The organism is Agromyces sp. LHK192, assembly GCF_004006235.1.
Classification (GTDB): Bacteria; Actinomycetota; Actinomycetes; order Actinomycetales; family Microbacteriaceae; genus Agromyces.
Genome location: NZ_CP034753.1, coordinates 1,239,261 through 1,259,764 on the forward strand (window position 1 = coordinate 1,239,261; position 20,504 = coordinate 1,259,764).

Annotated in this window: 18 protein-coding genes; 12 read left to right on the forward strand and 6 right to left on the reverse strand. The window is 72.8% G+C overall.

All coding sequences use genetic code 11. From position 1 onward, the window contains the following. Positions 1–92: 92 nt before the first annotated feature. From ELQ40_RS18735 to ELQ40_RS05545, 5 genes are all read left to right on the forward strand, one after another. The gene (locus ELQ40_RS18735) at positions 93–1,415 is read left to right on the forward strand and encodes a hypothetical protein (RefSeq protein WP_164863477.1); all 1,323 of its coding nucleotides are present in this window, start codon (positions 93–95) and stop codon (positions 1,413–1,415) included. A gap of 14 nt (positions 1,416–1,429) precedes the next feature. Continuing rightward, positions 1,430–1,990 carry a DapH/DapD/GlmU-related protein gene (locus tag ELQ40_RS18740; protein WP_164863478.1) on the forward strand — a complete coding sequence of 187 codons (561 nt, stop codon included), beginning with the start codon at positions 1,430–1,432 and terminating at the stop codon, positions 1,988–1,990. Beyond that, positions 1,987–3,189 carry a glycosyltransferase gene (locus ELQ40_RS05535; protein WP_127792789.1) on the forward strand — a complete coding sequence of 401 codons (1,203 nt, stop codon included), beginning with the start codon at positions 1,987–1,989 and terminating at the stop codon, positions 3,187–3,189. Before ELQ40_RS18740 ends, ELQ40_RS05535 begins: the two co-directional genes overlap by 4 nt. Before the next feature lie 284 nt (positions 3,190–3,473). Continuing rightward, on the forward strand, positions 3,474–4,937 hold the full coding sequence (locus ELQ40_RS05540) for a sugar transferase (protein WP_164863479.1): 1,464 nt from the start codon (positions 3,474–3,476) through the stop codon (positions 4,935–4,937). Between the two features lie 28 nt (positions 4,938–4,965). Further along, the gene (locus tag ELQ40_RS05545; RefSeq protein ID WP_127792791.1) at positions 4,966–5,919 is read left to right on the forward strand and encodes a glycosyltransferase; all 954 of its coding nucleotides are present in this window, start codon (positions 4,966–4,968) and stop codon (positions 5,917–5,919) included. A gap of 59 nt (positions 5,920–5,978) precedes the next feature. On the opposite strand, the gene ELQ40_RS18745 is transcribed toward ELQ40_RS05545, so the two are convergent. From ELQ40_RS18745 to ELQ40_RS05565, 5 genes are read right to left on the reverse strand one after another with little or no spacing between them, the layout of a single operon-like run. Next, positions 5,979–6,854 (reverse strand): GDSL-type esterase/lipase family protein, encoded by an 876-nt coding sequence (locus ELQ40_RS18745; RefSeq protein WP_164863480.1) that lies wholly within the window; start codon positions 6,852–6,854, stop codon positions 5,979–5,981. Continuing rightward, a complete protein-coding gene (locus ELQ40_RS05555) occupies positions 6,851–8,407 on the reverse strand; it encodes a lipopolysaccharide biosynthesis protein (protein WP_164863481.1) in 1,557 nt (518 codons plus the stop codon). The genes ELQ40_RS18745 and ELQ40_RS05555 overlap by 4 nt, the downstream gene beginning before the upstream one ends. Continuing rightward, positions 8,404–9,291, reverse strand: coding sequence for a glycosyltransferase family 2 protein (locus ELQ40_RS18750; protein WP_164863482.1), 888 nt, complete (start codon positions 9,289–9,291; stop codon positions 8,404–8,406). The genes ELQ40_RS05555 and ELQ40_RS18750 overlap by 4 nt, the downstream gene beginning before the upstream one ends. Positions 9,292–9,299: 8 nt before the next feature. Next, complete coding sequence (locus ELQ40_RS18755; protein ID WP_164863483.1) at positions 9,300–10,877, reverse strand: O-antigen ligase; 1,578 nt, start codon at positions 10,875–10,877, stop codon at positions 9,300–9,302. A gap of 2 nt (positions 10,878–10,879) precedes the next feature. Next, positions 10,880–11,725, reverse strand: coding sequence for a hypothetical protein (locus tag ELQ40_RS05565; protein ID WP_127792794.1), 846 nt, complete (start codon positions 11,723–11,725; stop codon positions 10,880–10,882). Positions 11,726–11,989: 264 nt separating this feature from the next. Between ELQ40_RS05565 and ELQ40_RS05570 the strand changes: the two genes are divergently transcribed. Genes ELQ40_RS05570 through ELQ40_RS05600 form a run of 7 tightly spaced genes read left to right on the forward strand, consistent with a single transcriptional unit; the run spans position 11,990 to position 19,985 of the window. Then, a complete protein-coding gene (locus ELQ40_RS05570; RefSeq protein WP_127792795.1) occupies positions 11,990–13,243 on the forward strand; it encodes a glycosyltransferase family 4 protein in 1,254 nt (417 codons plus the stop codon). Continuing rightward, positions 13,227–14,168, forward strand: coding sequence for a glycosyltransferase family 2 protein (locus tag ELQ40_RS05575; RefSeq protein ID WP_127792796.1), 942 nt, complete (start codon positions 13,227–13,229; stop codon positions 14,166–14,168). Before ELQ40_RS05570 ends, ELQ40_RS05575 begins: the two co-directional genes overlap by 17 nt. Before the next feature lie 10 nt (positions 14,169–14,178). Further along, positions 14,179–15,552, forward strand: coding sequence for a wax ester/triacylglycerol synthase domain-containing protein (locus tag ELQ40_RS05580; RefSeq protein WP_164863484.1), 1,374 nt, complete (start codon positions 14,179–14,181; stop codon positions 15,550–15,552). Continuing rightward, on the forward strand, positions 15,549–16,160 hold the full coding sequence (locus ELQ40_RS05585; protein ID WP_127792798.1) for an acyltransferase: 612 nt from the start codon (positions 15,549–15,551) through the stop codon (positions 16,158–16,160). Before ELQ40_RS05580 ends, ELQ40_RS05585 begins: the two co-directional genes overlap by 4 nt. Beyond that, on the forward strand, positions 16,157–17,116 hold the full coding sequence (locus ELQ40_RS05590) for a glycosyltransferase family 2 protein (RefSeq protein ID WP_127792799.1): 960 nt from the start codon (positions 16,157–16,159) through the stop codon (positions 17,114–17,116). Before ELQ40_RS05585 ends, ELQ40_RS05590 begins: the two co-directional genes overlap by 4 nt. Then, positions 17,113–18,276 (forward strand): glycosyltransferase family 4 protein, encoded by a 1,164-nt coding sequence (locus ELQ40_RS05595; RefSeq protein ID WP_164863485.1) that lies wholly within the window; start codon positions 17,113–17,115, stop codon positions 18,274–18,276. Before ELQ40_RS05590 ends, ELQ40_RS05595 begins: the two co-directional genes overlap by 4 nt. Next, on the forward strand, positions 18,276–19,985 hold the full coding sequence (locus ELQ40_RS05600; RefSeq protein WP_127792801.1) for a S8 family serine peptidase: 1,710 nt from the start codon (positions 18,276–18,278) through the stop codon (positions 19,983–19,985). The genes ELQ40_RS05595 and ELQ40_RS05600 overlap by 1 nt, the downstream gene beginning before the upstream one ends. Before the next feature lie 13 nt (positions 19,986–19,998). Here ELQ40_RS05600 and ELQ40_RS05605 read toward each other — a convergent pair whose 3' ends face one another. Further along, positions 19,999–20,502 carry a VanZ family protein gene (locus tag ELQ40_RS05605; RefSeq protein WP_127792802.1) on the reverse strand — a complete coding sequence of 168 codons (504 nt, stop codon included), beginning with the start codon at positions 20,500–20,502 and terminating at the stop codon, positions 19,999–20,001. Between the last annotated feature and the right edge of the window lie 2 nt (positions 20,503–20,504).

Below are 20,504 nucleotides of genomic sequence, written 5' to 3' on the forward strand. Positions count from 1 at the left end.
CTGGCCGCACGAGACGCGCGGTTCCCGTGCCTCCCACTCCACGATTCGTCGCCGAATCCTTCGACACGGATCCCGCGAGGAAGGAGCATCGGGTGAGTGAGATCAACCGGCGTTCAGTCATCATCGGCGCCGCGGGTGCTGCGGCCGCCGTGATCGTCGGCGTCGGCGCGACCGCCGGCATCAGCGCCATCGCCGAGGGCAACCGCGCGCGGCCCAGCCGCACGCCCGGGCCCGCGACCGAGCCGGAATCCACCCTGAGCTCGCCGACCGCTGCGGCCGACGCCGCCGTCGACGGATCGGCCGAGAGCACCGCCGCTGCGGTCTCGACCCGGGTGCCGTCGTACGGGCCGAACGGCACGCACTGGCCCGCGCACACGCCCCGCGTCGGCACCGCCGCCGTGGTCGTCGACGTCGACTGCACCTGGAAGGCGATCGGCGCGGCCATCGCGGCCGCCAAGCCGGCCGACGTCGCCAGGGGCCTGCACCTGCGGGTGCGCCCCGGCACGCTTCCGGGCTACGGGGCCGCCGCCGGCTCGACGCCGGTGCTGCAGAACCTCGGCGACGTCGCCTGGGCGAAGAACATCCTCGTCAGCCCGCGCGACGGGTGGGGCACCGTGACGCTGCCCGAGTCGATCCGCCTCAACGGCGTCCGCGGTGTCACGTTCGCGCGCCTCACCGCGCGGTTCATCCTCCTCACCGACTGCGCCCGCACCGCGGTGGCGCAGACGAAGGTGCAGAACGGCCTGCGCATGACGGCGTCCAAGACCAGCGTGACGCGGTGCGACGCCTACGAGGTCGTCATGCCCGACGCCCGCATCGACACCGCGGACCCGTTCGGCTACGCCACCGGCGAAGGCGGGTCCATCGCCGACTGCACGTGGGAGGGATGCTACATCGCCCCGGTCTTCCGGCCGGCGGGCGGCGACCAGCATCTCGACGCGCTGCAGATGTACGGTCGCGGGTACACCCGCGGGCTCACGGTGCGCGACTCCGTGGTCTTCGGCGGCCTGAACTGCGCCCTCCAGCTCGGCGGCCCCCACCCGAAGGATCCGAACCTCGGCACCCCCTACTTCACGCTCGACCACTCGATCGCCGCGGCCCAGGCGTTCGCGGTGCGTGCGCGGTACCCCGTGCCGGCAGGCGCCGACCAGGCCCGGCTCGCACAGGCGATCAACGGCTCGGGGGAGCCCGGGCAGATGTTCGCGTACGACTCCCTGGTGTTCGGATCGCTCTACGACACCAAGTGGGGCGCCGTCGAACGCTCGTCGACCTCGTACCTGAACGCCCGCACCAAGAACGCCTCGAGCAGCGGCGGCTGGACCGTCGACCCGTCGCTCTCGAACTGGGGCGCCGCCGAATTCGACGCCGTCGCCCCCAGACCCACCGACGCCTATCTCGCGAAGATCTGGCGCTGAGCCGGAGGAGCCACGTGAACGGACTCGACCTGATGCTCGCCCTCCAGCGGGCACGCGATGCCGCCTACAGCCGGATCGTCGCCGGCGGCTTCCACCGGTTCGGGCGGGGCTCTCGCATCCTGTTGCCGTTCCGGGTCGGCAACGCCGACCTCATCTCGATCGGCGACGGCGCGCTGATCGGTGCCGGGTCCTGGCTGCTCGTGCCGCGGCGCGACCACGCCGCCCCCGTCATCGAGATCGGCGACCGGGTGCGGATGAACCAGACCTCGATCACGGCGGTCGCCAGCGTCGTCATCGAGGAGGGCGTCGGCATCGCCCGCGGCGTCTACATCTCCGACCACTCCCACGGGTTCGACGACCCGAGCAGCTTCATCCGCGACCAACCCCTCGCCCGGGTCGAACCGGTGCGGATCGGACGCGGTGCCTGGCTCGGCCAGAACGTCGTCGTGCTCCCCGGGGTCACCATCGGCGCGGGGGCCGTGATCGGCGCCAACAGCGTGGTGCGCGAAGACGTGCCGGCCAGGACGGTCGCCGTCGGCAGCCCCGCCCGGGTGGTCCGGAGCCTCGTCGTATGACCAGCGCGCACGACCTCGTCGGATCCGAGCACGCCGGGGTGGCCGAACCGGGCGCCGGCGCATTCGACGCGGTCTTCACGTTCTCGTACGAGACCTGGAGCGACGCCCGATCGCGCGGCATGATGCGTCCGCCGGATCGGCTCGCGCAGCACCTGATCGAGCGCGCCGACGTGCGCCGGCTCGTCGTCGCGAACCCTTGGCGATGGGCGCCGTCGGCGACCGCCAGGCGGATGCTCCGAGTCGATGCGTCGTTCCCGACGGGCGGTGGGCGCATCCTGCACACCCCGCTGCGACCCACCAGACACGACCCGGTCCACCGCGCCGGGGTCGAGCGGAGCTACCGCGCGTACTCGCGCAGCATCGGGCGCGCGGCACGCGGCCTGTCGTCGCCGCTCGTGCTGACGGCGAACCCGCTCGTCGCCGGCTTCGGCGACTTCGACTGGGCAGGCCCCGTCACGTACTTCGGACGCGACGACTGGTCGAGCTCGCCGGCCCGGCGCGAGTACTGGCCGGCCTACCGCGAGGCCTATCGCCGCATGGCCGCCGAAGGCACCGCCGTCGCCGCGGTCTCCCAGCAGATCATCGACCGGATCGCGCCCACCGGTCCGCACCTCGTGGTGCCCAACGGCGTGGAACCGGCCGAATGGCTCGGGCCGAAGCCGCCCGCGCCGGACTGGTTCGACGCCATCCCGACCCCGCGAGCCGTCTACGTCGGCACCCTCGACTCCCGGCTCGACGTCGAGGGCCTCGACGTGCTCGCCCGCCGTCGCCCCGACCTGCAGATCGTCCTCCTCGGGCCCCAGCCCGACCCCGGCTACCTCACGACGATCGAGGACCTGCCCAACGTGCACGTGCACGGCGGCGTCGGGCGCAGCGAACTCGCAGCGACCCTGCGCAACGCCGAGCTCACGCTCCTCGCCCACCGGATCACGCCGCTCACCGAGGCGATGAGCCCGCTCAAGGTGTACGAGTACCTGGCGGCGGGCGCGCCGGTGATCTCGATCGACCTGCCTCCCGTGCGCGGCCTGGGAGAGCGTGTGCACCTCGTGCCGTCGGTGTCGGACTTCGCCGACGTCGTCGACGCGGCGCTCGCCGACGGGCCAACGAGCGACGCCGAGCGCGAGCGGTTCATCGTGGACAACTCGTGGGAGGCGCGTCACCGGGAGGTCATGCGACTGGCACTTCGGGCCGCAATGTGACCGGCCGATGACGGGCACCGATCGAACGGGTAAATCCGGTGCGCCGGAGGTTCCGGCGCCGGCCGGGATTCCGTAGGGTTTCCACATCGCCGATGACCCGAACCCTCGGCAGATCGCACATTCCCCCGAACACGCACCACCGCCCGTCACCGCCGACGCTCCTCGCGTCGGTCGACGACTCGAGGTTCCGATTACCCGAGTTCGACGCCAGGGAAGATGCGATGTCCGAATCAGCGCTTGCCGCACCTCGAAATCCGACCCGCTCGATCCCGACGCTCGCCGCGGTGGGTCGAACCCGGGACGACCTCCGCACGAGCGTCGTCTACCAGCCTCGAACCCTCGCCTGGCCGCGCAAGCTGGCGTGGGCGCTGGTCGCGACCGACGCCCTCGTCGTGATCAGCTCCCTCCTGATCGCCCAGGTGGTCCGCTTCGGCGTCGATCCCGGCGGGCTCGCCGCAGCGGGGCTCGACCTCGGCTACCTCGTCGCGGGAGCCGGCATCGGAGGCCTCTGGCTCGCGGCGCTGTCGGCGCTCCGATCCCGTGAGCAGCGCATCATCGGCGTCGGCGTGACGGAGTACCAGCGCGTCGCGAACGCGACGCTCATCACGTTCGGGGCGGTCGCGATCCTCGCCTACCTCTCGGGCGTCGACCTGGCCCGCGGATACCTCGGCGTCGCCCTGCCCGTCGGGCTCGTGCTGCTGCTGGTCGGACGCATGCTCTGGCGGCACTCGCTGCAGCGCCTCCGACGCGCCGGCCGCGCGCTCACCGGGGCGATCGTCGTCGGGCCGCGAGCCGAGGTCGAACGCACGGTGGCCGGCTTGCAACGCAACCTGAAGTCGGGGTACCGGCCGATCGGCGTCGTGCTCACCGACGACGACCGCGCACCCACGGTCGCCGACCTGCCCCGGATCGCGCGGGGACGGCTCGTCGACATCGTCCGCCGCACCCGCACCCGCGCCGTCATGATCGCCGGAGAGCTCCCGGGGGGCCGTGGCGAGATCCGCGACCTCGGCTGGGACCTCGAGAACTCGAAGGTCGAACTCATCCTGGTGTCGCGACTCACCGACGTCGCCGGCCCCCGCATCCACTTCCGGCGCCTCGAGGGGCTGCCGATGGTGCACGTCGACCTGCCGCAGTACAGCGGGTTCAGCCACTCCGTGAAACGCGTCTTCGACGTCATCGTCGCGGGCATCGCGCTCGTCGTGCTGGCACCCGTGTTCGCGGTCGTCGCGCTCGCGATCCGGCTCGACAGCGAGGGGCCCGTGCTCTTCCGCCAGGAACGCGTCGGCGCGCACGGCGCACGGTTCACGATGCTCAAGTTCCGCTCGATGGTGGTCGACGCCGAGGCGCGGCTGGCACTCGTCGCCGCCGACGGCGACGACGGCAACGGCGTGCTGTTCAAGCTGCGCGACGACCCTCGCGTCACCCGCGTCGGCGGGGTGCTGCGCAAGTACTCGCTCGACGAACTACCGCAGCTGTGGAACGTGTTCCTGGGCCACATGAGCCTGGTCGGCCCGCGCCCGCCCCTGCCGGCCGAGGTCGAGCAGTACGAGCGACGCGTCGGCCGTCGCCTGCTGATCAAGCCCGGCATCACGGGACTCTGGCAGGTCAGCGGGCGCAGCGACCTCAGCTGGGAGGAGAGCGTCAAGCTCGACCTCTACTACGTCGAGAACTGGTCGGTCACCAGCGACCTGCTGATCCTCCTCCGCACCGTCCGCGCGGTCGTCGGTCGCGACGGCGCCTATTGACCTCCCACCGACCGAGGGGACTCCCGGCATGACCTCGACCCTGCTCGTCTGCTCCGGCGGCGGACACCTGAAGCAACTGCACACGCTCGCGGAGCGCATGGGCATCCCGCGCGCCGAGCAGACCTGGGTGACCTTCGACAACGCCCTGAGCCGGAGCATCCTCGCCGACCGCGAGGTGATCTACGCGCCCTTCGCGGCACCCCGCGACGCGCTGAACATCCTCCGCATCCGGATGCTCGCGAAGCGGATCCTCCGTGAACGCAGCTTCGAGCGGGCGATCAGCACCGGATCGAGCCCCGCCGTCGCCTTCCTGCCGCTCACGCGTTCACGGGGCATCCCGTCGTTCTACATCGAGAGCGCCGCCCGGGCCGACGGGCCCAGCGTCAGCGGCCGACTCATCACCCTCGCGGGAGGCATCCCGACGTTCACGCAGTACCCGGCGTGGGCGAGCGAACGCTGGCAGTACCGCGGCTCGATCTTCGACGCCTACCAGCCGGTCGAGGCGCGGACTCCGCGAGCCGTTCGACGAGCCGTGGTGTCCGTCGGCACGCAGGACGGCTACCGCTTCGACCGGCTCTACCGTTCGCTCGTGCCGTTGCTCGCGGACTGCGACGAGGTGCTCTGGCAGACCGGGCCGCAGGACGTCACGCCGTTCGGCATCACCGGCGCTCGCGCCTCGGTGCCGCACCGCGAACTCTCCGACGCCGTGGCGGAGGCAGACGTGGTCATCGCCCACAGCGGCACCGGCGCCGCCATCACCGCGCTCGAGCACGGCAAGTTCCCCGTACTCGTGCCCCGCCGCGCGGCGCACCGCGAACACGTCGACGACCATCAACTGCAGATCGGCGCCGAACTCCAGCGCCGCGACCTGGCGATCATGCGCGAGGCCGACCAACTGACCGCCGCCGACCTCGAGTTCGCCGCATCGCGCGCGACCGAACGCGTGGCGGCACCCCCGTTCGTGCTCGACGCGGCCGCCTGAGCCGACGCCGACTCGACGTCCCGGGGTCGGACGAACCCCCGTGCCGGCCCCGGGACCCGCTACCGCGAACCCGGCTCCGCGGTGAGCGCGTCCCACGCGGCCTGCGCGATCTGGCGCTGGCCCGCCGCCGACGGGTGGAAGAAGTCGAGCGTCGAGACATCCGCCGCCTCGATCGGCATGTCGTGCACCGAGCCGCCGTCGAACCGGCAGTTCGCCCTGGCGGCGCACACCTCGGCGAGGGCGGAGTCGTACTCGTCGATGCGCGCCTCGACCTGCGCCCGGCGGTCGACGTCGTCGGCGGCATCCGACGTCGGATCGGCGAACATCGACGCGCACGCCGACCAGCGCTCCCACGTCGCGACGACCGCGTCGACCTGCCTGCCCTGCTCCCAGAGGCGTCCGACACCCGGCACCGAGAGCACGAGCACGGTCGCCTCGGGGAGGGCGTCGGCGATGCCGCCGACCACCGACTCGGCCGCCTCTCGGTAGTCGGCCGCCGAGGTCACCGCGTCGAGCGAGGTCGCGCACGCATCGTTGGCCCCCAGCAGGATCGCGACCAGGTCGGGGGCACCGGCCACGATCGCCGGCACGTCGTCGACGAGGTCGCCCATCTGCGCTCCCTCACCGGCGACGACGGAGGTCTCGGGCGCGACGCCGGTCTCGGCCGCGAGCCTGGCGGCGAGGCTCTCGACCGAGGCATCCGTGCCGGTGGCCCACGCCGCCTCGGGGCAGCGCGCGACCTCGCCGCACGCATTGACCCCGAGCGTGATCGAATCGCCGACCGCGGTCAACCGCTCCACCGCCGCCACGGCCGACGTCGGAGTCGGTGAGGCCGGGGGAGCGGCATCCGTCGGCTCTGGCTGCGCCGTGCACCCGGCGAGCAGGACCGCGAGCAGCGCCCCGGCCGCGGCGATCCGGCCCGACCTCCGGTTCACGCGGGATCCCCCGCCGACGGTGACGGTGACGGTGATTGCGCCGCGGCCGACGGCTTGCGCATCTTCTTCACGAACGCGACGATCTGCGACACGTCGCGACGATACGCGGGAATCGCGAGCGCGAGCGCGAATGGCACCAGCCCCGCGAGCCCGCCGAGCACCAGCTCGATGATCGGCAGCAGGTCGACCGCGTGCACCATCGCCCACGACGCCGCGAACACGAACGGCGTCACGAGGGCGGGTCGCAGCACCGGGCGCGCGATGTCGCCGCCGGTCACGAACGTGCCGCGGATCGCGAGCCAGAACCCGGGCACGAGCAGCGCCGCCGTCGTCAGGCCGTACACGAGGGCCAGGCCGTTCAGACCCGCCCACCACAGCCCGAGCAGGTAGCCGCCGATCACGATCGGCCGGGTCACGAGGTAGTAGACGAGCTGCCGGTGCGCGCGCCCCAGCGAGATGTACAGCCAGCCCTGCACGTTGCCGATGGCCTGCGCGACGCCGGCGATCGCGAGGATGCTGAAGACCTGGGCGGCCGCCGACCATCCCGGCCCGAGCAGCACCTCGACGAGGGGCGCCGACACCGCCGCCAGCACCGCGTAGGTCGGCAGCGACAGGTACCCGATCACGAGCAGCGCGCCGCGGATGTACCGCCGATACCGTTCGCCGTCGTCCTGCAGCGAGCTCAGCACCGGCAGCGCCACCCGCCCGAGCGGCCCCGTCAGCTGCTGCAGCGGCAGCAGGAACAGCGCGTACGCGCGGGTGTACTGGCCGAGCGCCGCCGGCCCGAGCTGCTGGCCGATGAACACGTTGTCGAGGTTGCGCGCCGCGTAGTTCAGCAGCTGCACCCCGAAGATGCTGCCGCCGGTCGTGACGAGGGGCAGCACACGCCGCTCGATGCGCGGACGGCCGAACCGAGGCCGCGCAGCGACCCAGAGCGCGATGAGCCGGTACACCTGGCCGAGGCCCGCCAGCACGACCAGCGACCACACGCCCCAGCCCGCGAACGCCGCGGCGATCGAACCGGCGACGCCGACGGCCATCGACACCACGTCGATGTTCGCGAGCGTGCCGAACCGCAGGTCGCGCTGCACCTTCGCCTGCATCGGCATCGCCAGGCCGTTCACGAGCAGGATCGGTGCGATCGCGAGTGTCAGCACGACCAGCTCGGGCTCACCGTAGAGTGCGGCGATCAACGGCGCGCTCGCGGCGATGATCGCCATGAGCACCACGCCGAGCGCCACCGAGAACCACAGCACGCTCGACCACAGCCGTGCGTCGAGCGCCTTCACCTGCAGGATCGCGCCGGTCATGCCGAAGTCGCGGACGAGGTCGGCGACCCCGACGATCGCCGTCACCATCGCGAGGAGGCCGAAGTCGGCGGGGTCGAGCAGCCGCGCGAGCACGACGGTCGACGCCATCTGGATGAGCGTCTTCGTCCAGAGCCCGCCCATCGTGACCGCGACACCGCGCGAGGCGCGATGCCCGAGGTGCTCGTGCCTGGGATCGCGCCCCTGCTCGGAGGTCTCCGCCGTCGGCCCGCCCCGCCCGCTCATGCGCGCACCGTGCCCGTGCGAACCGTGTCGTCGCGAACCGTGTCGTCGCGAACCGTGTCGTCCCGGTTCCAGCCGGTCGTGCGGCCGAGGGCCGCCGCGATCCGGGCGCGCACGATGGGCACGCCGTACCCGACGCAGTACACCGCGAACGCCGGCCACAGACGTGGCCGGGAGGCCACGCGCCGCAGCAGGGCGCCGTAGCGATCCGATGCCGGCGCCTGCGCGGCGACCTGCATCGCCGCCGGCAGTTGACGGTTGCCGGCGTGGATGCGCGTGGCGCGGGCGAGCTGGGCGGCGAACGTGCGCGGCGCCCGCACGGTGAACGACGCGCGCTCGAGGGTCGCCCGCTCGTCGGGCACGAACCGCTGCTGCACGAACCGGTCGTCGGCGATCACGTCGGGGAACTCGTCCCATCTCGCGCGGCCGGCCTCCGACACGGCGTAGACGCCCGAGCCGATGTGGCCCGTGGCGCGGTACTCGGAGAGCGCCCACACGCGGTAGTACGCGCGCACGGCGGCCGATGCGCCGCTCGTGTCGACGTGGAAGCGCGGGGAGGCGACGAGCGGGCCGCCGGGGCGGTCGAGCTCATCGGCCAGCGCGAGCAGCGTGGGCACCGAGATCGAGACGTCGGCATCGACGTAGGCGCGCGGGAAGGCCGAGGCGGCGCGGTCGCCCGCGTTCAACGCGGCGGTCTTCGACCCCTCGGCCAGCTCGACGACCGTGATCCGCGGATCGACGGCTGCCGCGACCTGGGCCGTGTCGTCGGTGCAGCCGTTCGCGACGACGACGATCTCGATCGCGCCGTCGGGGTCCTCGCGCACGATCCGCCGCAGGATCCGGCCGATGAGCGCGGCCTCCTGGTGCGCCGGGATGACGACGCTCATCCGCGCCGTCATCGGCGGGTCTCCGCAGGTGCCGGCGCCGGTGCAGGCGTCGGATCCGGCGCCTCCGTCAGCAGCCACGCGCCGCAGGCCAGCAGCAGGCACAGCACCAGGAAGGTCTGCATGAAGCCGAACGCGTCGTAGAAGAACAGCGCCGCCGTGTACCCGGCGCACGAGATCGCGATCGCGAAGGCGAGGAACGTGTGGCGGGGAGCCGCCTTCGACCGGAACGCGAAGACGAGCAGCATGATCGGCGGGGTCAGCACGAACACCGCGAGCCCGATGACGCCGAGCGCTCCCGTCTCGAGCAGGGTCCCGAGCACCTGGTTGTCGAGGATGTACGCGTTGCGATCCTCGCCGATCACGATGCGCGAGCCCAGCCCGGTGCCGAAGAACGGGAACGCGGATGCCTCGCGCATCGCCGGCTCGAGGTCGGCGAGTCGCCCCGCCCCGCCCCATCCGGCGGACGTGTACTGCGACGCGATCAGCGAATCGACGTCGAAGAAGGAGCCGATCATCTCGCCGAAGATCTTCGGCTGGACCACCAGGCCCAAGAGCACCAACGGCAGCGCCAACAGCCCGAGCGCGACGGCCAACTGGGGTCTCAGGATGAGCGTCAGCAGGAACATCACGACGAGCACGATGACCGCCGTCCGCGAGATCGCCGCCACCACGCCCAGCAGCATCATCCCGACGGCGATGCCGTACACGATGCGCCGGTTGATCTCGTTGCGCGGCCAGCCCGCGTACTTCGCCAGGTAGATCGCGATCGGGATCAGCATGCACAGCAGCACCGCGAGCGCGATCGGATGCTGCGCCGACGCGTACGCCCGGGCGCCGCCCGCCCGCAGCGACTCGCCCTCCTCGCGCAGCAGCGTGAGCGGCAGCACGTTGCCGAGCAGGAGGAACACGTTCACCCGCGTCGCCTTCTCGACCAGGGCGAGGAACCCCACGGCCGCGGCCGCCCAGACGAGGAACGTGAGCAGGAGCATCACGTGCCGCTCCTCGCGCAGGAGCTGCCGCGTCGTGAACAGGACGCTGAGCAGGAGCAGCAGGTTGACGAATGCACCGATGGCACCCCCGACGAGGCCCTGCTCGGCGAGCCCGGCGCCGTTCACCCACAGCGACGCGAGCATCGTGGTCAGGAAGATCCCGATCGGCCAGCCGAACCGCACGGGCCGCCACCGGAACGACGGATCGACCACCAGCGCCACCCCGACGGCGACGATGAGCGCGACGATCACCACCCGGTACGGCTCGAGCGCGAACGGCAGCGGGATGGGCAGGGCGTACCGGCGGATCGGCACCAGCATGACGATCGCTGCGAGGGCGACCAGGCCACCCGTCCAGCTGAACACCAGCGTGCGGGTCAGGTACAGCAGCGCGACCGCGAGCATCGCACCGCCCGCCACGATCGGCGGGAGGACGAAGGCCGACCCGATCGCCGCGAACGTCACGACGGCCGTCGCGACCGTCGCCCGGAGGTCGGTGCGGGCCGCCTCGCCGGGATCGACCCGCCGACCGCGCGGCGGCGCGTCTGGTCGAGACGTGGCCGGCGCCTCGGGCGGCGCCTCGGCGGAGCCTGCCACGATCAGTCCGGACGCGAGTCGCCGGCGAGCACCGAGCGCCGCTCGCCCTCGAGCACCTCCTGCAGCTCGCGATCATCGAGTGTCGCCTCCGGGTCGCCGGGCGCGGACTCCGCCGGGGTCGTGCCGCCCGTGCGGGCGCGGTCGCGCCGGCGTCGACGGCTCCGCTTCATGGCGTCGAGCACGAACGCGAGGGCCACGAAGAGCAGGAACACCCCGAGCCCGGTGACGAGGATCGGGATGGCGGGATTCGAACCCGGCTCCGCCACTGCGTCGCCCTCCTTGACCGTGGTGAGCTCCACCCGGTTGTCCTCGGGGATCCCGGCCTCCTCCTGTTCCTCGAGCACGTAGTCCTGGAAGAGGTCGTTCGCGGTCCGCGAGATCTCCTCGGCGCGGGCGGGATCGCTCGAGACCCCGACGATGTCGAGGATGGGCAGGCTGAGCCGACCGGGGAACGACTCGTCGCCCGCCGGCTGCGTGGTCCGCCGCACGGCGGTGAGCGACTCGTCATCGGCGAACTCGCCGACCTCCGCCTGCACCCGCTCGGAGATCTCGGAGCCGGTGACGAGGTAGGCGTACACGACCGCGGTCGACGAGAGATCTTGCTCGGTCGGTGCCGTGGTGCCCTCCTCGATCGTCTCGCCGGGCACGGATGCCTGGAACAACGGGTTGTTCTCACTGCCGACGAGCACGGTCGTCGCCGCCGTGTAGGTCTGCTCGGCGCGACTCGTGATCGCGCCGTCCTTGATGGTGAACCCCGCGACGAGGGCCGCGAGGACCGCCACGACGAGGCCCACGACGAGGAGCCAGCGGGCGGACCAGAGGGTCTGGAGGTACTTGGGAACGTCCATGATCGAGACCGTTCCTTCCGGGTCGGACGATCGGTGCCGTGTGCGTACAAGGACAGGGCGCCGGTGCCCGAGAGCCGCGAAGAGCATGAGCGGCCCACGTCGCCATGATTCATCGCCGGCATTACCGACAGTTCCTCGGAAGATTGCGAGCGTGTAAATCCTCCGCGACGATTCGGCGACCAGACGCCCTGCGCCCTTGCGGGGCCGGCGTCGCATGGGTTCTCATGAGTCCACCCCGACGAGCCACCTCGAGTGAGGGTCCAGATGACGGACGCAACCCACCGCACGGCGAGGGCTCAGGATCGACTGAGGATCCTGTACAGCTTCCCTCATCCCATCGGCGCGCCCGGCATCGGGTGGACCGCCTGGAACCAGGTCGTCGAGCTCATCGCCGACGGGCACGAGGTCCACGTCGTCGCCGCGGCATTCGCCAAGCCGGTCGACGGCGCCGCTTCGCGCCACACGACGATGAGCATCGCGGGCCGTCGTGTCCCGCACCGCCTGCTCGGCGGCGATCGCGCCTACGACCTGCACGACCGGCGAGCCGAACGCCTCCTGCGCAGGCTCGCGCCCGACATCGTCCACGGATGGCCGCTCGGCTGCCGGCGGACCTGCGAGTCCGCGCGCGAACTCGGCATCGCCTCGGTGCGCGAGGCCCCCAACACCCACACGGCGCACGCCTACGCCGTGGTCGCCCGCGAGATCGAGCTGCTCGGCATCGAGATGCCGCACGGCGCCTCGCACACCTTCAACTCCGAGCGCCTGGCGATCGAGGAGCGGGAGTGGGCCGCGGCCACCGCCGTGCTGGCGCCCTCCGAGACGGTGGCGAACACCTTCGCGGAACGCGGCCTCGCGCCCGAGCGGCTGCTCCGGCATCGGTACGGCGCGCGGCCCGAACCGGGCCCGGTCGCGGAGCGACGCCCGGACCGCCCGTTCACGGCCGTGTTCCTCGGGCGGGGAGAACCGCGCAAGGGCCTGCACCATGCGCTGCGCGCCTGGCTGTCGAGCAGCGCCTGCGACGGCGGGCGGTTCCTCATCCACGGTTCGCTGGTGCCCGCCTACCGGGAGTCCCTGCAGGCCATGCTCGACCACCCGAGCGTCGAGTACCGCGGATTCGCCGACGATCCGCGGGCCGTGCTCGCCGACGCCGACGTCCTGCTGCTGCCCACCGTCGAGGAGGGCAGCGCGCTCGTCACCTACGAGGCGCAGCTCGCCGGATGCGTCCCGCTCGTCTCGACGGCCGCCGGCGCGCTGCTCACCGACAGCGTGCACGGACTGCTGCACCGTCCCGGCGACGTCGCGACGCTCGCCGCGCAGCTCGACCGGCTCTCGGCCGACCCGGCGGCACTGGCCCGCATGCGCGCCAACGCGCTCGCGCACGCGGAGGAGCTCACCTGGGCGGCCGCCAACGTCACGTTGGTCGGCGCCTACCGTGCGGCGATCGGGCTCGCCGAGCTCGAGGCATCCGTCGCCCGACCGACCGCAGCGGAAGGAGCGGGCCATGCCGTCGCCGAGTGAGCTCGCCGTGATCGTCTGCTCGCGCGAGCGCGCCGACATGCTGGCGCGCTCGCTGGCGTCCATCGTCGCGGCGACGCCCCCGGCGGTCGACGTCATCGTCGTCGACTCGGCCTCGACCACGACGGCCACCATGGACGCCGCCGCCTCGGCCGGCGTCCGCGTCGTGCGGTCCGACGTGAAGGGCCTCTCGATCGCGCGGAACCTCGGCGTCGCATCGACCGACCGGCCGATCGTGCTGTTCACCGACGACGACTGCGTGGCGCTCGACGGCTGGACGGACGCCGTGCTGCGGAACTTCGACGACCCGCGCGTCGGCGTCGTCACCGGACGCATGCTCGACCACACGCTCGTCACCGCGTCGGGCACGGATCCGGCCCCCGCCCGGGTCGACCGCATCGAACGGATCCTCGGCGGGCTCGACGGCGGCCACGGAGCCCTCATGGCGTTCCGCCGCGAGGCCGTCGACCGGATCGGCGGGTTCGACGACGTGCTCGGAGCCGGGCGCGAGTTCGCCGGAGCCGAGGACCTCGACGCCTTCTGCCGGGTGATCGCCGCCGGATTCGTGCTCGTCCGCGACGAGCGCGCCGTCGTGCACCACGTGAACACGCGCGAGGGCGAGGAGTACACCCGGCTCTACCGCGGGTACGGCCTCGGCCTCGGCGCGATGACCGCGAAGTGGGTGCGGTTCCGCCCCGCGTCCGGTGTCGCGATGCTGTTCGTGCTGCTCAAGCGGACGGTCGTCCGGGCGGTGCGCCATGCCCGCCACGCGCGGCGCGGCGCCGCCGATCGCGCCATGCTGCGCGGCATCCTCAGCGGGTTCGCCCGCGCCACCCGAATGCGGCTCGATGGCGAGCGCTTCGTCGATGACCATCGACCGACGCCCGTCCTCCCGGCCGCCGCGCCGGGGAGGTCGGGTCCGATCTGAGGAGGGCCCGATGGCCGCAACCCGTGCCGACGTCGAGCTGATGGCCACGCTCGACGAGAAGTTCATCGCGAACACGGTCGCCTTCGAGGCGGCGAGGCCGTCGTGCGCGATCGTCGTCGACGGGGCGGCGCTGCGCCGCCCCGACGGCACGATCGACCGCGAGCTCGTCCGTGCCGTGTTCCGGCGGGCCGTCGACCGCATGCCCGCGCTCGGCATGCGGGTGCGGCGCGCGCCGCTCGGCCTGACGGCGCCGTTCTGGGTGCCGGCGACCGAGGTCGACTTCGACTTCCACGTGCGCTTCCCAGGCGGCGTCGTGCCCGACGGCCCCGATCGCGCCGAGACCTTCTCGGGGCGGCGGAACGGCGAGATGCGACTCGATCGGCCGCTGTGGGACTTCATGGCGGTCGAGCTCGAGTCGGGCGACGTCGCGCTCGTCGGGCGGGTGCAGCACGCCCTCGGCGACGGCATCTACGGCCTTCGGGTGATCGACTCGCTCGTCGAGACCGAACCGTTCGATCCGTTCGATTCCGAGGGCGAGGGCGAGGGAGCGGCATCCGATCACGGCGGCGGCGCCGGCACGCCCGAGCCCGCCGCGCCGGCCGGCCCGCGCACCGGCGCCGGCCTCCTGATCGCGGCCGGACGCGACTGGTGGGCCGCGCAGGACGGCATCGGCGGCGCGTGGCGCGAGTACACCCGCAAGCCCTTCCGGCGCCGCCTGCGACGCTGGGGCGGCCGCCTCGCACGGCCGGTGAAGGACGTCGTCATCGAACGTCGTGGGCTGGTCGAGCGGATGCTGCCCGCCCGCCACTCCGCGATCGCCGAGTTCGCGCTCGCCGACCTCCGGGCGGCCGCGCGCGCGGCCGGCGGCACGGTGAGCGACCTCACCGTCGCGCTCGCCCTGCGTGCCGTCGCCCGGGTGCTCCCCGACGAACCGGCGCTGCTCGTGCCGATCTCGCGCCGGGATCGGGCGACCGGCGGCAACCAGCGCAACCACATCGTCATGACGCGGGTCACCGCCCCGCGCGAGGCCACGATCGCGGAGACCGTCGCGATGGTCGCCGAGCAGGTCGCCGCGGCACGCGACGGCGAGGCGGGCGCAGGGCCCATGCACCCGCGCGCGGGGTACGCGTCGTACCTGCCCTGGCGCCCGCGCGCCGCCCACTTCGGACCCGCACCCGTGCGGTCGGTCACGCTCTGGCCCGTCCTCGAACCGGCCGACGCGATCGCGATCTTCGCCTCGTCGTACCACCGCGGCTACACGCTCGCGGTCACCGCGAGGACCGACGTCGACCTCGGACCGGTCGTCGAAGAGTTCCGGGAGGCGATCGCGGCGCTCACGGAGCCCGTTGCCCCCGTGCACGAGCCGGAAGCGGTGGGCGCATGAGCCGCGCCCTGGGATTCCTCAGGTCGATCGCCGACCCTCGCGTCTGGGCGCACTCGCTGCGCCTCGCGCACTTCTCGGCGTACTCGCACGTGCAGCAGGTGCGCCGGCTGCACCGCGGCGCCGACGTGAGCTTCGCCCCGAACGTCTCGTTCCGCAACGCCGAGCGCATCACCATCGGAGCGGGTACCCACATCGGCGAGCACTCGGTCATCTGGGCCGGCAACTCCACCGGTCGCATCGTCTTCGGCGACCACTGCCTGCTCGCGCCGAACGTCACCATCACGGCGTCGAACTACGGGATCGAACAGGGCACGCCGGTCATGCACCAGCCCAAGGTCGAGCGCGACGTGCGGATCGGCCGCGACGTCTGGCTGGGGGCCAACGTCGTCGTCGTCGCCGGGGTCACGATCGGCGACGGCGCGATCGTCGGGGCCGGCGCGGTCGTCACGAAGGACCTTCCGGCGAACTGCATCGCCGGCGGCGTCCCGGCGAAGGTGATCGGGCGACGGCCCGAGCCCGCATCCGCGGTGGAGCCTGCGGACGAAGCAGCGGAGGAACTCGCCGGAGCGGCATCCGTCGTCCGCGTACCGGGGGAGCGCGCCGCGTGATCGCGCTCGTCAGCATCATCCTCGTGAGCTACGAGACGCGCGAGGCGACGCTCGAATGCCTCGCGTCGATCGCCTCCGCGCACCGCGGCGTGCCGATCGAGGTGGTCGTCGTCGACAACGCGTCCGGCGACGGCAGCGCCGCCGCGATCCGCGAGGCGCACCCCGACACGATCGTCGTCGAAGCCGGTGCGAACCTCGGATTCGCCAGGGCCGTCGAGCTCGGCGTCGCCGCGTCCACCGGCGACGCCGTCCTCCTGCTCAACCCCGACACCCTCCTGCTGCCGGGATCGCTGCAGCGACTCGTCGACTTCGCCGACGCGAACCCGGCCCACGGCGTCTACGGCGGCCGCACGCTGCGGCCCGACGGCACCCTCGATCCCAGTTCGTGCTGGGGCGAGCCCACGCTGTGGTCGCTGGCCTGCTTCGCGACCGGGTTGTCGACGGCGTTCCGGCACTCGACGCTCTTCGACCCGGAATCGCTCGGCCGGTGGCGACGCGACAGCGTCCGCGAGGTCCCGGTCATCACCGGATGCCTCCTGCTGGCCAGGCGGGCCGACTGGGATCGCATCGGCGGGATGGACGAACGGTTCTTCCTCTACGGCGAGGACGCCGAGTTCTCGAGTCGCGCGCGCCGGCGCGGCTACCGGCCCGTCATCGTGCCCGACGCGGTCATCGTGCACGAGGTCGGGGGCTCGACGTCGTCGAAGGGACGCAAGATGTGCATGGTGATGGCCGGGAAGGCCACGCTGCTCCGGCTCACCTGGCGACCCGCCGCGGCCGGCCTCGGCGTCGCCCTGCTCCAGGCGGGCGCCGGGCTCCGGGCCGCCCTCGAGCAGGTCACCGGGACGGAGCCCGACTGGTCGATCGTGTGGCGCCGACGCGCCGACTGGCGCACCGGCTACCCGGAGGCGGAGCGGACGCTGTTCGGCCTCGAGGCCAGCGAGGTCGCCGCGTGAGCCCGCGGCGGCTGCGGGTCGAGGCCGAGCCCGCGTTCCGCACCGCGAGGGCGAATCCGTACAACGCCGACCTGGCGCGCAGCCTGCAACGCGCGGGCGCCGACGTGCGCGACCTCTCGTACCTGCGGCTGCTCGCGCGGCGGACGGACATCGTGCACCTGCACTGGCCCGACCTGACCTTCCTCTCCGGGCATCGCACCTGGCGCATCAGCGCCAGGCTTACGCTCTTCTTCGGCTTCCTCCGCGTGGCCAGGGCGCGAGGCACGAGGCTCGTGTGGACCGTGCACAACGTCGAATCGCACGAGCAGCGCGCGACGCCGCGATTGCGCGCCCGGTACCGGCACCTGCTGCTCGGCGCGGTCGACGGGGTCATCGCGCTCACCGACGACGGCGTGGATGCCGCCCGCCGCGCCTACCCGGAACTCCGGGACGTGCCGGCGTTCGTCACCCCCCACGGGCACTACCGCGATGCGTACGACTTCTCCGAGTCGCGCGCCCGAGCCCGCGAGCACACCGGACTCCCGCGGGGCGCCACCGTCATCGCGAGCGTGGGCATGATCCGGCCGTACAAGAACGTGCCGCACCTGCTGGAGGTCGCGGCCGGGGTCGGCGATGCAGACCTGCGCGTCGTCGTCGCGGGCAAGCCGGCGACGCCCGGACTCGCCGCCGAGCTCGCCGCCGCCGCCGAACGCGACCGGCGGGTCGTCTACGATCCGGGCTTCCAGTCCGACGAGCGCCTCGCGCGGTGGCTGCGTGCGGCCGACCTCGTCGTCCTGCCGTACACGCGGATCCAGAACTCCGGGTCCGCGATCCTCGCCCTCTCGGCGGGGCGTCCCGTGCTCGTCCCCGCGATCGGGGCGATGCGCGAGCTCGCCGGCCTCGTCGGCGCCGACTGGGTGCGCTGCTACGACGGCGAACTCGACGCCGCAACGCTCGCCGACGCGGTCGAGTGGGCGCGCGCACCTCGGCCCGAGGCGCCCGACCTCGCCGAACTCGACTGGCCGCGGATCGCCGACCGCACCCTCGAGGCCTACCGCACCGTGCTCGACCACGACCGGCCGAGCCGGAGCACCGAGACCCTGCACGACGCGCCGCCCGACGACCGATCCGCGTCCAACCGACACACCGAATCCCATCTCCAACCCGTCAGGAGCCGATGATGACGTCGACCGAAGCCGCCCGCCGCACGGATGCCTCACGCCTGCGCCGCGCCATCGCGATCAGCGCGACCGCCGCGCTGGCCGCAATGGGACTCGCCCTCGCCGCAGGCCCGCCCACCGCGGCGGAACCGTTGCCCGGCGGGACGTACACCGTGAGCTTCGCCTCCGAGGCATCCGTCGACCGGGTGGTGGAGGCATTCGGGCTCGAGCCGTCGAAGCGGTACCACGAAGCCGTCGAGGGGGTGACCGTTCGGCTCACGGCCGAGCAGGCGACGAAGCTCGCCGCCAGCACCCTCGTCGAGGGGATCTCGATGGAGCGCACCTTCGAGGGGCAGGCGCAGACGGTGCCTCCGCATGTGCCGTCGGTCGAGGCCGACGAGGCGCCGGTCGACGCCGGCGACGGCGTCACCGACTGGAACGGTCCGGCCGTCGCCGTCATCGACTCCGGCGTCAGCGCCCACTCCGACTACGACCTGGCACTCGGCGTGAACTGCTTCGGTTCGGGGACCGCCGCCGACGGCAACGGGCACGGTACAGCGGTGGCCGGGTACCTCGGCGCGTTCGACGACGACTCGGGCACGGTCGGCGTGGCACCCGGCGCGCCCGTCTACTCGGTGCGCGTGCTCGATGCGAAGAACCGCGGCACGACGAGCACCATCGTGTGCGGTCTCGACTGGGTGGCGCAGCATGCCGAGCAGTACGGCATCGGCGTCGTCAACCTGAGCCTCGGCGCTCCCGGGGCGGACGACGGCAACTGCGGCAGGACGAGCGGCGACGTCCTGCACCAGGCGGTCTGCAACCTCACCGATCGCGGGATCGTCGTCGTCGCGAGCGCCGCGAACTCGACCACGAACCTCGCCGGCTTCGTGCCGGCCGCCTACGACGAGGTGCTCACCGCCACGAACGTCGCCGACTACGACGGGAAGCCCGGCGGCGCCGGCCGCGCGCCGTGCGCCGTGTCGACGCTCGACGATCGGCCCGCTGCGAACAGCAACTACGCGGTCACCGCGGCGGACCAGGCGCACACCATCGCCGCGCCCGGCATGTGCCCGTACACCACGCAGAAGGGCAACCGCTACGGCGTCATCCAGTCGGGCACCAGCATGTCCGCGGCCGCCCTCAGCGGAGTCGTGCTGAACTGCCTCGCCGATGGCGGGGCGTGCCGCGGCGAGGACGACGTCGAAGCCGTCCACCGCATCGTGATCGCGCAGGCCGCCGCCGCCGCCCAGCGCGGACACCGGTACCAGGGCGACCCGCTCAGTCCGGTCGCCGGGAAGTACTACGGATACCTCGCCTCGACGATTCCGGCCGGCGACGTACCGACGCCGACGCCGACGCCGACGCCCACCCCGACGCCGACGCCCACCCCGACGCCGACTCCCACCCCGACGCCCACGCCGACCCCGACCCCGACGCCCGACCGGACGCCGCCGACCGTCTCGATCACGGCGCCGGCGAGCGGCAGCACGGTCTCCGGCGTCGTGCAGACGACGTCGACCGCGAGCGACGCGAGCGGCGTGGCATCCGTGGCGTACTACTCGGGCTCCCAGAAGCTCGGCGACGCGACCCGGCAGTCCGACGGCACCTGGCGGATGTCACTCGACACCCGCGGATTCCGCAACGGCACCTACCCCGTGACGGCGCGCGCCGTCGACAATGCGGGGAACACCGGCGCGAGCCCGTCGATCACCATCACCATCAGGAACTAGGAGCCGCATGCGTTCATCGACGACGGCTGGAGCCTCCGCGGGCGCCCGCCGCACCCGACGGCATCGCGGATCGCCCGCGGGCGCGGGCGTCGGACACTGCGACGAGCGCTGCGCCGACCGCCGCCCCGCACGCGTTCGCGAGGACGTCCGCGATCGACCCGACGCGATCGGTGAGCAGTGCGGACTGCACGAACTCGAGCACCAGGCTCAGCGCGACCCCGGCCGCCGTGCCGGCGAGGATCGTCTCAGCCCACCCGCGCCGTGTGCCGAGGAACGCGGCGACGAGCCAGCCGACCGGAAGGAACAGCACCACGTTCGCAAGGCGTTCCGTCGCGGCGTAGTCCAACCAGCCGGCGATGCCGGCAGCGTGCAGCACGGACAGCGCCTGATGCAGGCCCTCCCCATAGGGCCGGTCGACCCGCGACGGCCACCACGCGACGAGCACGACCGCGGCGCCGTAGGCGACGGCGATCTCACGACGCGCGCCGGCCTGCGCGAACTGCGTGACGGCGGCCATCG

Coding starts and splice junctions, on each gene's coding strand:
- ELQ40_RS05585 (WP_127792798.1), top strand. CDS start 15,549: ATGAGCCGCGCCCTGGGATTCCTCAGGTCGATCGCCGACCCTCGCGTC.
- ELQ40_RS05555 (WP_164863481.1), bottom strand. CDS start 8,407: ATGAGCGGGCGGGGCGGGCCGACGGCGGAGACCTCCGAGCAGGGGCGC.
- ELQ40_RS05570 (WP_127792795.1), top strand. CDS start 11,990: ATGACGGACGCAACCCACCGCACGGCGAGGGCTCAGGATCGACTGAGG.
- ELQ40_RS05565 (WP_127792794.1), bottom strand. CDS start 11,725: ATGGACGTTCCCAAGTACCTCCAGACCCTCTGGTCCGCCCGCTGGCTC.
- ELQ40_RS05545 (WP_127792791.1), top strand. CDS start 4,966: ATGACCTCGACCCTGCTCGTCTGCTCCGGCGGCGGACACCTGAAGCAA.
- ELQ40_RS05605 (WP_127792802.1), bottom strand. CDS start 20,502: ATGGCCGCCGTCACGCAGTTCGCGCAGGCCGGCGCGCGTCGTGAGATC.
- ELQ40_RS05580 (WP_164863484.1), top strand. CDS start 14,179: ATGGCCGCAACCCGTGCCGACGTCGAGCTGATGGCCACGCTCGACGAG.
- ELQ40_RS05575 (WP_127792796.1), top strand. CDS start 13,227: ATGCCGTCGCCGAGTGAGCTCGCCGTGATCGTCTGCTCGCGCGAGCGC.
- ELQ40_RS05600 (WP_127792801.1), top strand. CDS start 18,276: ATGACGTCGACCGAAGCCGCCCGCCGCACGGATGCCTCACGCCTGCGC.
- ELQ40_RS18750 (WP_164863482.1), bottom strand. CDS start 9,291: ATGAGCGTCGTCATCCCGGCGCACCAGGAGGCCGCGCTCATCGGCCGG.
- ELQ40_RS05535 (WP_127792789.1), top strand. CDS start 1,987: ATGACCAGCGCGCACGACCTCGTCGGATCCGAGCACGCCGGGGTGGCC.